7 protein-coding genes are annotated in these 13555 nt (G+C 35.8%); all 7 read right to left on the bottom strand.

From position 1 onward, the window contains the following. Window positions 1-67 precede the first annotated feature (67 nt). The 7 genes from BW983_RS11705 to BW983_RS11735 all read right to left on the bottom strand — a co-directional run bounded on the left by BW983_RS11705 (window position 68) and on the right by BW983_RS11735 (window position 13502). Window positions 68-2326: a T9SS type B sorting domain-containing protein gene (locus BW983_RS11705; protein ID WP_076552119.1), complete on the bottom strand. Its 2259-nt coding sequence runs from the start codon at window positions 2324-2326 to the stop codon at window positions 68-70. 162 nt (window positions 2327-2488) lie between these two features. After that, window positions 2489-2965 carry a ribonuclease HI gene (rnhA, locus tag BW983_RS11710; RefSeq protein ID WP_076552120.1) on the bottom strand — a complete coding sequence of 159 codons (477 nt, stop codon included), beginning with the start codon at window positions 2963-2965 and terminating at the stop codon, window positions 2489-2491. Window positions 2966-3074: 109 nt separating this feature from the next. Continuing rightward, entirely contained in the window at window positions 3075-4661 is a 1587-nt protein-coding gene (gene dnaB / locus BW983_RS11715; RefSeq protein ID WP_076552121.1) for a replicative DNA helicase, read from the bottom strand. 153 nt (window positions 4662-4814) lie between these two features. Further along, window positions 4815-6953, bottom strand: coding sequence for a T9SS type B sorting domain-containing protein (locus BW983_RS11720; RefSeq protein WP_076552122.1), 2139 nt, complete (start codon window positions 6951-6953; stop codon window positions 4815-4817). 98 nt (window positions 6954-7051) lie between these two features. After that, window positions 7052-9148 (bottom strand): T9SS type B sorting domain-containing protein, encoded by a 2097-nt coding sequence (locus tag BW983_RS11725; RefSeq protein ID WP_076552123.1) that lies wholly within the window; start codon window positions 9146-9148, stop codon window positions 7052-7054. 596 nt (window positions 9149-9744) lie between these two features. Beyond that, window positions 9745-11832, bottom strand: a complete 2088-nt coding sequence (locus tag BW983_RS11730; protein WP_076552124.1) for a T9SS type B sorting domain-containing protein — start codon at window positions 11830-11832, stop codon at window positions 9745-9747. A gap of 434 nt (window positions 11833-12266) precedes the next feature. After that, the gene (locus tag BW983_RS11735) at window positions 12267-13502 is read right to left on the bottom strand and encodes an MFS transporter (protein WP_076552125.1); all 1236 of its coding nucleotides are present in this window, start codon (window positions 13500-13502) and stop codon (window positions 12267-12269) included. Between the last annotated feature and the right edge of the window lie 53 nt (window positions 13503-13555).

Genomic DNA, 13555 nt, shown 5'->3' on the forward strand with positions numbered 1-13555 from the left:
TCATTTATTTAATTAAAATATTTACGTGTGATTGATAATTGTTGTGTCGTTTATTTGCTTTAAAAAGTTATTCTCTGTTTTTTACCAATACCCAACCTGAGTATTTAGTTTCTGTATTCGCTTTGTTGCTTTCGTTCCATGAAACAGTATACCAGTAAGTTCCTGTAGGGACTCTTTTTCCTGAGGCAGTACCATCCCATGTGAAATTTCTTATTTTATTCGCTTCGTGGATTTTGTTTCCATATCTGTCATACACGATGAAAACCAAGTTTTTCTTATAAGCAAGTGCAGAATAATCTATGAAGTCATTTACATTATCACCATTTGGCGTAATAGCGTTGATAAGGTTCGGAATAGTAATCTGAATATGGACAGGTTCACAATTGTAGAAATCCTTTACAAAAAGTTTTACTTCGCCTCTGGCTAAGCCTGTGAATGTATTTAACAATTGCCAATCAGCACCATTCAGAGAATATTGATAAGGAGGAGTTCCACCAGATACATTAGCTGTGATCGTATTGTTGTGAATGTCTACGCTTGAAATGACAGGATTGGGAGAAGGCATTACTCTTACTATTTGAGTGGTAAAGCAGTTTCCGGTTTTTAACTTTACCCAATATTCACCTACGCCTATATTTTTAATAGAAGAAGAGGTTTCCCCGGTGCTCCATAGATATTCGCTAAAACCAGGACCCGCATCCAGATCGGTTTTTTCTTCAATACAAATAGTTTTATCCTTTAATATTGAAGATTTAACAGGCGGAATAACAAAAAGATTGATCTTAGCAAGGGAAAAACAGCCGTTTGCATCCGTCACTTTTGCATACACTGCTGTGGTTGCAGACATGTACTGCAGAGGGTTGATAATTTCATTCGTATTGTTAAGTGCATTGGAAACAGAAGTGTAGTATTTTTTACTGGTTCCCGTTGTTAAAGAAGTTACGTCAGCTTTTGTCAGATCAAAGATGGCATTAAAAATATTACCCTCAATAAAACAGGACTGTAGAGTTGCTTCTTTTACAGGTGTTTCAGGATAAAATGTAAGGTTGATTTTTGCTGTCCCTACACATCCTTGTGGAGTCGTTATTTTTACATAAACGGTTCCTGGTACTGATGAATAAGTATCCGGAGATAAAATTTCATTAGTTCCTGCATTCAGATCATTAAGTGTTCTGTAGAATTTTTTACCAACACCCGGAATATCTGTTACAGCAGCAGAATTAAGATTGAAAACAGCAGTTCCCATTTTGTTATTATTGCATCCGATGAGTGTTTTGTCTTCAGCTTTCAATGGAGCAAGTGTCAATAGAATCTTACCATCAGGATTATCACAGAGAACCCCTGCATTATCTTTTATAACTACAGTTACGGTTGTATTGGTATTGAATTGATAATTTGTGGGATTAGAAATAGGAGTAGAATTTCCTAAAGGATAATAAGTGAAGGTATAGTTTGAAGGATTGTTTATGAACTGAGAATTGAAACTGGTTAAATTCACATTTCCATAGCCAGTTGTAGGATTAGGGCAAAAAGATTGGGTTGCCGAATTATTTAATATAGAAACTTTATCGGTGTATATTTTTACATTTTTAATGGAGTGTCTTGATCTTGCCGATCCGGTGGAAGCCGAAAATCCGAAATATCCTACCGTCATTGCTGCAGCTGTACCTGAAGGAGCAAATGATTGATTGCAGATTTGGTTTCCGTCAATAGTGATTTTTATGATCCAGTTAGTTGGAGTTGTGGGATCTACTTCTGCCGTTACTTCAACATGTTTAAAAGTGGTGCCTTGAAACGGCTGTGTTGAGTTTAGATCTGGTGAGTGAAAAGAGCTTCCCGGAACATTGAAGAACTCTACATTGTTTGTATCACTTGTATTGGTAACCTGCCCGTAAGCAACATGCACTTTGCTCATTGTGGCAGTTGTTGTGTTGTTGTAAGTGTCAAACCCTACAATGAAACCAACCGCATTTTGTGAAACTCCTAGCCCTGAACCTAAAACACTTGCAACCGGTGGATTGGCAAGATACCAAAATGCTAGTCCATCCCCATTGAAACTTTGGCTGGAATCCATTCTGAAATCGAATTCTACCTTCCATTTATCACAGTATTTCAAATTGATGGGTTCATTCAGTCTGATAGAGCCGGATTGGCTGGTGGCATCTGGTGTAAGTTGGACAAAATCTCCGCTTACTTGTGCCGGAGAAACAGTTGCCCATCCTGTTGCGTTTATCGGGTTGCCGGTCAGTTGATACGTCTGGGCAAAAAAATTACCAGATAATAAAAATAAAAGAATAGAAAGATAAGATAATAAATTTTTATTCATTTAGTTGGGATTTAGCATCTTGTAAAGATATTAAATCCCAACTAAAAAATATGTATTTAATGTTAATTTTGTTAAAAAAATTAATTATTATTCAGAAAATAGTATTTCTTATGATAAAATAATGAATCTTATCTGTGTATTTGTAGAATTTTATTAATTAAATTAAAACAATGTGTTATTGTCTAATCCCTCAAAATAAGTATCAATTTCGAGATCAGGAGAGGCGGCTGCAGCTACGGCTAGTTTATCACAAAGCTCATTCTCAAAATGTCCCGCATGTCCCTTTATCCAATGCATTTTAGGGGTATGTTTGTTGTATAGTTCAACAAATTTTTTCCAAAGATCAGGATTTTTTACATTTTTCCAGCCTCTTTTAATCCATCCGGCAATCCAGTTTTGATTGATTGCATCAGATACGTATTTGCTGTCTGTATATACATGAATATCATTTTCCGCAGACTTAAGTTTTTCCAAAGCGGTGATTACAGCCAGAAGCTCCATTCTGTTATTGGTGGTTTTTCTGAACCCTTTAGAAAATGTCTTCTGATAATTTTTTTCAGGAACGCGCATAAGAATTCCATATCCGCCTTTCCCTGGGTTTCCGCTGCATGCGCCATCTGTGTAAATCTCGATTCTCAAACCTGCCTTATAAAATTGAATTATGCTAAACTTCTGATATTACAAAATGATATGAATATTTTAATGGAGTAATTTACCTATTAGTAGTATTAATCTTAATGATTAAAACTTAGAATGGAAAATCATCATCATCATCAAAATCATTCATGGATGATCCTGAAAGTTTTGAGCTGTCCGGAAGATCAAATGCTGCTCCAGGTTGGATAGTTGTTTTTATTTTATCAAAACCACTTGGTTCTCCGAAGTTAGATGGATATCCTCGTCCTGCGCCACCATCAAAAGCGGCTTCAATATCTCCGAATTTTGCAAAATGTTTTAAGAAAGATAATCTTACATCTGCTGTAGCACCATTTCTGTGTTTTGCAATAATCAATTCCGCCTGATTTTCAGTTGAGGTTTCCTGTCCTTCCTCATCATTGTCCCAAACAGTAATCTTGTAATATTCTGGTCTGAAGATAAAGGATACGATATCGGCATCCTGCTCAATCGCTCCGGATTCCCTTAGATCTGAAAGCTGAGGTCTTTTCCCCGGTCTGGTTTCCACACTACGTGATAGCTGAGAAAGTGCAATTACCGGAACATTTAATTCTTTTGCAATGGCCTTCAATGAACGTGAGATCATGGAAATCTCCTGTTCACGGTTTCCTACTCCTTTTCCGCTACTACCGGCAGTCATTAGCTGAAGGTAATCCACCATGATTAATCTTACACCATGCTGCATTACAAGTCTTCGGCATTTTGCACGGAAGTCAAATATGGAAAGTGATGGAGTTTCATCAATATATAAAGGGGCATTTTCCAATTCTGATACATTGGAGAACAGTCTTTGCCATTCTTCGTCGTCAAGAGTACCTTTTCTCAGTTTTTCAGAGGAAATTCTGGTTTCGGAAGCAATCATCCTTGTGATAAGCTGTACTGATGCCATCTCGAGAGAGAATAATGCCATTGGGATCTTGTGACCTACAGCAATATTTCTTGCCATAGAAAGAAGAAATGCTGTTTTTCCCATCGCGGGACGTGCTGCAATGATGATAAGGTCAGAATTCTGCCAACCACCAGTTTCTTTATCTACATCTCTGAATCCTGAAGGAACTCCGGAAAGACCTTGTTTGTCCTTTAAGGATTTGATGGTGTCAATTGCTTGTTTTACTAATGAGTTTGCTGTATCAAACCCTTTCTTGATGGTTCCGTTAGTAATCTCAAAGAAAGATTGTTCTGCTTTATCCAGAAGTTCGAAAACATCAGTGGATTCTTTGTAGGATGAATCAATTACATTAGCAGAAACGTTAATAAGGCTTCTTAAGATATATTTTTCAAGAATAACACGTACGTGGTATTCAATGTGGGCAGATGAACTTACTCCCATAGTCAGATCAATGATGTAATGATCACCGCCTGCCTGGCTTAGTTTGTCTTCTTTTTTTAAATCCTGAATAATCGTCATTAAGTCTACCGGGTGATTGCCTTCATAAAGCTTTAATATGCTAGAAAAAATAACTTGGTGTCTGGGATCGTAAAATACCTCTGGGGTAAGAAGGTCAATGGAATGGTCAAGACCTTTTTTGTCAATCAAAAAAGTTCCGATAACAAGTCTTTCAAAATCCACTGCATTAGGAGGCATTTTTCCATCCGCAATAGACAGTTCTTTTGCAAAGTTTCCGTGTGTAAGGGATGATAATGTTTCTTTCTGCGCCATGGTGCAAAGATAGCTTATTTAAAAAATATTAAGAAAATAGTATTCAACAAATTATTAGCAGTCTTTCGGAAAATACTGCCAATAGGAGATTAAGGTTGTTGATAAAAAAAATCACCTCATGTGAGGTGATTTTTTTATATAAGAGAAAGTTTCTTATTTATTTTTTACCAATACCCATCCTGAGTATTTAGTTTCGGTATTTTCCTTGTTGTTTTCGTTCCAAGAAATAGTATACCAATAAGTTCCTGTTGCGATTTTTTTGCCGGATGCAGTTCCGTCCCAAGTGTAGTTTCTTATTTTATCTGCTTTGTACAATTGATTTCCGTATCTGTCATATACTGTAAATACAAGATTCTTCTTATATGCTAATGCAGAATAGTCTATGACGTCATTTACGTTGTCTCCATTGGGAGTAATTGCATTGATCAGATTTGGTACTGTAATTTCAACTTGAATAGGTGTACAGTTGTATGTATCTTTTACGTATACAAAGTTCTGACCTCTTGGAAGCCCTGTGAAAGCGTTAGAATCCTGCCATGCAACACCATCTATAGAATATTTGTATGGAGGGTTTCCGCCAGCTACAGTTACTACAATATTGTTATTTGTGATTTCAATATTTGTAATGGCAGGCTGTGTGCTAGGATTTATACGTACTTCCTGAAGAGTGAAACATTTTCCAGTTTGAAGTTTTACCCAGTATGTTCCGATTCCTACACTGTTGATAACCTGAGTTTTTTCTCCAGTGCTCCATTCGTAGCTATCAAAACCTGGACCTGCGTCTAAGGTTGTTTTCGCTTCAGCACAAATGATTTTGTTCTTTAAAACTGTAGATTTTACTGGAGGAAGTACTGTTAATACAATATTTGCAATGGTATAACATTGTGTAGCATTGCTTACTCTAGCATATACCGTTGTACTTTCCGTAAGATAAACAGTAGGGTTTGTAATCGGGTTAGTTTGAGTTTTAGCATCAGCTACTGTTTTGTAGTAGCTAACAAGTGTTCCTGCTGGAATTGGGAATGGAACCCCAATGGCTGCTTTAGTTAAATCAAACGTTGAACGAGTGATATCCGTTTCAATATAACAGTTTTCAATAACAGCATCAGTTACTCTTACAACTGGATGGAATTTTAACGTGATTGTAGTTGTAGCTTTACATCCAAAAGCAGAGATAACTCTTACATGTACAGTTCCTTCAGGAGAAACATAATTAACAGGATCTAGAATTTCATTAGTCTCCGCATTCATATCTGCAAGAGTAGGGTAATACTTGATGGTTGCTCCTGCTCCTGAAAATACGGTTGCTGTTGTTAAATCAAACTTAGCGGTACCTTCCTTGTTGTTGTTACAAGATAATAGGGTGGCTGTATTTGCAGTAATGCTGGCATTTACAAATTTGAATTTTCCTGAAATGAAACATCCGTTCCTAGGGTTGTTCGGATTGTTTGGATCTTTGTATAAAACTTTGTAATAATATGTAGTAGTAGCGTTTACTGTTTCAATCGTAAGAGCATTGTCTCCTGTGATTACATCGTTAGTATCCTTATAGTAGCTTACTTTGAAGTCTGGGCTGTTTCCATTAAGGATTCCTGCTGATAACGTTGAGAAATCAAAAGTTGTAGGGAGTCCACATACCATTACTTTACTTGGATCTGTTTCTGGTGTAGAAGGGATTCCTGGAGTGATGAATGGGTAAGGTGCTAAAACAGGATCATTAAATGCAGAACTTAAACTTGCGGTTCCAGTCCACGTCATAGAGAAACCATCATCAGTGTGGTCAAAGTTATCTACAACCAAATAATAAGTTTCGCCTGGTAACACATTCATATAAGGGCTCCATTCCTGATTATTCATTGTAGATGTGGTAGGTGGCATTGTCGCTGGGGGATTCAGTGTTAAGCTTAATCCTGTTTCACCTGAAGCTACTTCACCATAATAATTACATCTGATAGGCTGTATGAACTCGTGAGCCGCATTTTGTAAAGAAGCACATCCGTTTGTAGTAGGGCCATAAACGGCAAAGTCATAATCATCTGTAAGAACATTTGATTTAATTTTAAACGCCAAAGTTCCCGGTGTTGAAACGGTAAAAGTATACCAAACAGAATAATGCTCATTACTTGAAAGACATCCTCCGTTTTTATTCAGTAACTCTATGATCTGCCCAGGTCCGGAAGGAGTGTAGGAGATATCCGAGTTTCCACAAATGGGAATCGCTGAAACGCAGTCTGATTGTGAATAGACTGCTTGTGTTATAAATAAAATAAAAAGAAATAGTATTTTTTTCATTGTTTAAAATGATTTTTATGAAACAATCTGGGTTAACTAGTTTTTAGTATTACAAAAATAGAAAAAGCCGCCTTACGCGGCTTTACATATTTAATGAATTATTCTCTGTTTTTTACGGCAATCCATCCTGAAAACTTGAAAGAAGTATTTTTCTTATTGTTTTCATTCCATGTTAATGAATACCAATAAGTACCGGTTGGAATTTTTTTGCCTGCAACAGTTCCGTCCCACTTATATCCATTTGATTTATCAGCCTGGTGAATTTTAACGCCGTATCTGTCATAGATGCTTAATACAAGATCTTGTTTATCAGCCATTGCGGAATAATCGATTGCATCATTTATTCCATCTCCGTTTGGAGTGATAAGATTGATAAGATTTGGTACCAGAACAGAAATTACGATAGGCTCACAGTCATATGAATCTTTTACATATACTTTGTGTGTTCCTCTTGCAACATTGTTGAATGTATTGGAAGTTTGCCATAGAATATTGTCCATAGAATATTGATATTCCGGTGTTCCTCCTATAACGTTTACAATTAAGGTGTTATTTGAAATGTCAACATTAGTAATCACAGGTTGTTCAGAAGCGTATACTTTTACATTTTGAAGAGTGACGCAATCCCCTGTTTTTAGTTTTACCCAGTATGACCCTACGCCCACATCTCTGATCGCCTGTGTAGTTGCACCAGTGCTCCATTCGTAGCCGTTGAACCCAGGTCCAGCATCCAATGTAGTTTTATCTTCCATACAGATGATTTTGTCGGCTAAAATATTAGACTTTACTGGAGGTAATACTTTTAGAGTGACTTTTGCAACGGTATAACATTGACGGTTATCCGAAACTCTTACATATACAACGCCATTTGGAGCAACGTAATTTGTCGCATTTAAAATCTCGTTTGTTGCATCAATCGCATCTGTTAAAGAAGGGAAATATCTTTTTGTAACAATTCCCGTTCCTGGGGTTGTCACCACTGCCTTATCAAGATCAAAAAGTCCTGTTGATGGATTTGTTTCAATAAAACAGGCTTTGATTTCTGCATCTTTTACCTGTACCGGAGCGTAAAGTTCCAAATTTATTTTTGCAATATCAGAACATCCTTGAGGTGTTGTTAGTGATACATAAATAACATTTGTTGAAGATAGATATGCATATGGGTTTGTAATTTCGTTGGTACCCGCGTTCAGGTCTTGCATTGAAGGATAGTACTTCTTTACAACAGTCCATGCAGGATCGTCAAATACGTTTGCAGTTGTCAGGTCAAATAAGGCGGTATTCGCATTATTGTTATTACACATTGTCAATGTTGCGTCCTTTCCTTTAATATTTCCTTGCTTGAATTTGAATTTTCCGATTTCCCTACAGGAATTCATTGGATTGTTCGGATTGATAGGATCTTCATATCGGATACTGTAGAAATAAGTCGTTGTAGTATTTACGGTCTGAGGAGTTGTAATCGCATTGTTTCCGGAAAGAGCCTCATTTTGGCTGTAGTGGTAACTCACAATAAAGTTGCTGTTTCCGTTTACAATTCCAGAAGTTAAGCTGCTGAAATCAAAAACAGCAGGGTCTGTACAGATAATTACTTCATTCGGATCCGTTGGAGTAGCGTTAAGAACTCCTGGTGGAATGAAAGGATTAGGAGTAAGTGCAGGGTCATTAAATGGAGACGCTAGTGTTGCTGTACCTCCCCATATCATAGAAAATCCGGCAATGTTTATGGAAAAATTGTTAATTAATAAGTAATAGGTTTCTCCGGGTAATACATCCAGGTATTTTGCCCATCCGTCAGCGTTTGAACCTGGCTGTCCAAAATAATCATAAGGATCCGTTGAAGTCATATTAAGACCTGTAGGACCGCTTCCACCAGGTGTTGAACATCTGATTGTGTTTCCTTTGGTGGCACAGGTTATGTTAGGTCCCCAAACATACCAATCGTAATCTGAAGGTGAATTGGGAGTAATAGCAAATGTTAAAGTTCCTGCCGTTGCTGCGGTAAATTTGTACCATACAGAATATCTTTCCTGATAGCTACCACAGTTACTTTCAGGTAGTTCTTGGGTCCCAAATCCGTCAGGTGTATAAGATATATTAGAATTACCACAAACGGAAAGAGCATCAACGCAATCGGACTGCGAGTAAAACGCTTGTGATAAAAATAAGATAAAAAAGAGTAATGCTTTTTTCATTTTAATCAATTTAAAATTTTCAATCCTAGTAAATTGTTTTTTTGTTTTATAACTAGTTTCATGTAATAATCAGCTTCAGAATTAATAAAATCCTATGAAGGCTGTACATACAGCATTCTGCCAAATTATTTTAGGATAATCAATATCTAATACGGGAAGTGTGGTAGAAGTTTTCATCCTTTTGAAGCGTTCTCTGAAACAATGTTCAGGTCTTTCTCTGTTTCGTTAAGGTGTTCTAAGAAAGGTCTTAAAACAATACTTTATAGAGTGTTATCCCGTTGAAATAAGTAGTTTTTCTATCCAAATATGGATTATGGAAAATGGTAAAATTTGTAAAGGTTCATTCATAGACGCGTATTTTGTAGCAAATATAAAAAATTATTAATGTTAAATTAAAGATTTTAAAATATATTTAAATAAAACGAATGATTGTCGTATAATATTGTATTTCTTTTTTTTACAATACATTTAATTTTTATAACGAATGTTTTTTGAGTGGATATTATATTGGCTTTTGGATTGTTAAAGTGTAAAAAAAAATCTCAGGTTAAAATATTTTAACCTGAGATTTTTTATTGTGATAATAAATTCTTTTTTTATTCTCTGTTTTTCACCGTGATCCACCCTGAAAACTTGAATAAGGTGTTCTTTTTATTATTTTCATTCCATGTTAATGAATACCAATAGGTAGCGGTTGGAACCTTTTTACCAGAAATGGTTCCGTCCCATTTATAATCGTTGAATTTATCAGCTTGGTAAATCTTATTACCATATCTGTCATAAATGCTTAATATAAGATCTTGTTTATCTGCCAAAGCAGAATAATCTATTACATCATTTATTCCATCTCCGTTTGGAGTAATCATATTTATTAGATTAGGTACAATAACAGAAATTGCTATAGGCTCACAATCATACGCATCTTTTACATATATTTTGTGTGTTCCTCTTGGGATGTTGGTGAAAGTATTTGAAGATTGCCAATTAATATGATCTATAGAATATTGATACTCAGGGGTGCCTCCAATAACATTTACATGTAAAGTATTATTTGAAATCTCAACATTTGTAATTACAGGTTGTTCAGAAGCATATACTTTTACGGTTTGGAGAGTAATACATTTTCTGGTCTTTAATTTTACCCAATATGATCCAACTCCGACATCTCTTATTGACTGAGTCGTATCACCTGTGCTCCATTCATAACCATCAAACCCAGGTCCGGCGTCCAATACCGTTCTGTCTTCCACGCAGATGATTTTATCAGCCAAAATGGTAGATTTTACCGGAGGTAATACTGTTAAAGTGATTTTTGCAATGTTAAAACATTGTCGACTGTCAGAAACTCTTACATAGACTAAGCCATTCGGAGCAATGTAATCCTGTGTATTCGTTATTTCATTGGTTGAATTTACAGCATCAGCTAAAGAAGGAAAATATTTTTTTGTAAATGTTCCGCTTCCTGGAGGTGTCACTACTGCTGATTCAAGGTCGAAAAGACCTGTTGATGGATTTGTTTCAATAAAACAGGCTTTTATTTCTATGTCTTTTACCTGTACCGGGGCATAAAACTCTAGGTTGATTTCTGCTATATCAGAACAGCCATCTGCTGTTTCTATCAATACATAGATTATGTTAATTGAAGATAAATAAGCGTAAGGATTGATGATTTCATTCGTTCCTGTATTAAGGTCCTGCATAGACGGATAATATTTCTTGGTTACAGTGAATGCAGGATTGTCAAATACATTAGCTGTTGTTAAATCAAAGACCGCAGTATTAGCATTGTTGTTATTACACATTGTCAATGTTGCGTTCTTTCCTTTTATATTTCCTTGTTTGAATTTGAACTTTCCAATTTGTGTACAGGAGTTGATCGGATTATTTGGGTTAATGGGATCCTGATAGCGAATTCTGTAGAAGTAAGGTGTCGTGGTATTTACATTCACGGGTGCTGTGATTTCATTGGCGCCGGAAAGGGCGTCATTCTGATTATTATGATAAGTGACTACGAAATTGTTATTTCCGTTTATGATTCCAGAAGTTAAGCTGCTAAAGTCAAAAACGGTAGGATCTGCACAGATTATAACCTCATTTGGTTCCGAAGGATTGGCATTAGGCTGTCCAGGCGTAATAAATGGATTAGGAGTAAGTGCTGGATCATTAAATGGTGAGGCTAATATGGCTGTACCTCCCCATATCATGGAGAATCCATCAGTATTGCCTGTTGTGTAGTTATTGATTAAGAGATAATAAGTTTCTCCGGGTAATACATCAAGATATTTTGCCCATCCATCAGCTCCGATGAAATAGTCGTAGAGGTCTGTAGAGGTCATGTTAAGACCTGTTGGACCGGTTCCTCCAGGGGTAGAACATCTGATGGTGTTTCCCTTATTGGTACATGTTACGTTTGGTCCCCAAAGATACCAGTCATAATCTGAAGGAGCATTTGGGGTAATGGCGAAAGTTAAAGTTCCAGCTGTTGCTGCTGTAAATTTGTACCATACAGAATATCGTTCCTCATAACCACCACAGTTACCCTCTGGTAATTCCTGGGTTCCAAATCCGTTCGGGGTATATGATATACTAGAATTACCACAGACTGCAATAGCATCAATACAGTCAGATTGTGAATATAATAGTTGTGATAAAAGTAAGATAAAAAGGAGTAGTGTTTTTTTCATGTTGTTCTTGTTTTAAAAAGTAATGAATATTATTTTTATTAATCCCAAGCTGTTCATATTATTAATTAATATTAGAAAAATGTAGAACAATAGCATCTGTTAAAAGTTTATTCAAACTGAAACCTTGAGCGTATTTCAGGTATTAACGCAATAGCAAGTCTATCCCAAAAATGATTGGGATTATTAAGATTAAAATAATGTTCATGACGAAATAATTTTTATATTCTCAAATATAAAAAAAATACAAACCGAATGGTAAATGCTTGTTAAATAGGTATTTATTTTGAGTATTCGCTAATTAAAGTGAATTGTTTGTTGTTGTTTTAATAAAGATTGATAAAAAATTCTATAAAAAAAATATTTTCATTAATGCTTCAATTAGTATATTGCTTAAGAATGTTTTAAAAAATTGATTTTTTAGCCCTCTGTATAGACTAATATTGCATTTTTCTTAATTTAGGATTGGTGCTTCCAACAAGTAAAGCAATTAAAACAGTCATTGTTCCGCCGAAAACAACAGAACGTACAACTCCTAATAGTTTCGCCATAAGCCCGCTTTCAAATTGTCCCATTTCATTACTGGACATGATAAAGATTGAATTCACACTGAGAACACGTCCTCTGATATGATCAGGTGTTTTCAATTGTACAATTGTACCTCTGATAACTACAGAAATACCATCCAGCATTCCGCTCAGTACAAGGAACATGAAAGAAAGCCAGTATAGTTTTGATAAACCGAATCCTATGATACAAAGTCCAAATCCTGTAACAACAACAAGCAGGATTTTCCCTTGATTTTTTCGTAATGGAACAATGGATAAAAGAGTAATAATACACATGGAGCCAATATCAGATGCTGCATTCAATAAACCAAATCCTTCCGCACCTGAATTTAAAATATCCGTTGCAAATACAGGAATCATTGCCACTGCACCTCCAAAAAGTACTGCAAACATATCTAGGCATAATGCACCCAGAATTTCTTTGGTTTTAAAAATATAAGAAATTCCCTCACGCATACTTTCCACGATATTTACGTTTTCTTTTTTATACTCGGAAAACTGTTTTTTCAGCTGCCAGAAAAATAGAGAAGCAATAAATATAAGTGATAATATAACGACTAGCGTCCACTTCACGCCAAAATATCCGATTAAAATTCCTCCTATTGCATGCCCACACACCGATGAAATAAGAAATGTAGCCTGATTCAAAGTAACTGCATTGGGGAGATTCTCTTTTTTTACAATCTTTGGAATCATAGAAGGAACAATAGGACCAATGAAAGCCCTTGCAATCCCTGTAAAGAAAATAACACCATAAATATAATACGTGATCTGATGACCTGTAAAATGCATATTTACATTGAAAAATGCAGGAATCAATAGAAGTGCAATCAGGAAAATATAAGCATAGTTGCAGATAAGCAGTAATCTCTTTTTCTCGTTCATGTCGATAACGTGACCCGCGTACAATGCACAGCTTACCGCCGGAATTACTTCAGAAAGTCCAATAAGTCCTATGGAAAAAGGATCTTTCGTTAATTGATACACCCACCATCCTAATAATGTGGCAAGCATTCTGAAAGCTAAAACAATAAAAAATCTTCCGGTAAGAAGATTCCTGAACTCAGTATTTTGTAAAGTTTGTAAAGGGGTAAAGGAAATCATGAACAAAAATAGCCCTAAAAATTTATTTAGGGCTACTCATATCTTGTTTTTTA

This window comes from Chryseobacterium ureilyticum (assembly GCF_900156735.1).
GTDB classification, from domain to species: domain Bacteria; phylum Bacteroidota; class Bacteroidia; order Flavobacteriales; family Weeksellaceae; genus Chryseobacterium; species Chryseobacterium ureilyticum.

Excerpts from the sequence above, each read along its gene's own strand:
- BW983_RS11705 (WP_076552119.1), bottom strand. The coding sequence starts at position 2,326 with ATGAATAAAAATTTATTATCTTATCTTTCTATTCTTTTATTTTTATTA.
- dnaB (WP_076552121.1), bottom strand. The coding sequence starts at position 4,661 with ATGGCGCAGAAAGAAACATTATCATCCCTTACACACGGAAACTTTGCA.
- BW983_RS11720 (WP_076552122.1), bottom strand. The coding sequence starts at position 6,953 with ATGAAAAAAATACTATTTCTTTTTATTTTATTTATAACACAAGCAGTC.
- BW983_RS11725 (WP_076552123.1), bottom strand. The coding sequence starts at position 9,148 with ATGAAAAAAGCATTACTCTTTTTTATCTTATTTTTATCACAAGCGTTT.
- BW983_RS11730 (WP_076552124.1), bottom strand. The coding sequence starts at position 11,832 with ATGAAAAAAACACTACTCCTTTTTATCTTACTTTTATCACAACTATTA.
- BW983_RS11735 (WP_076552125.1), bottom strand. The coding sequence starts at position 13,502 with ATGATTTCCTTTACCCCTTTACAAACTTTACAAAATACTGAGTTCAGG.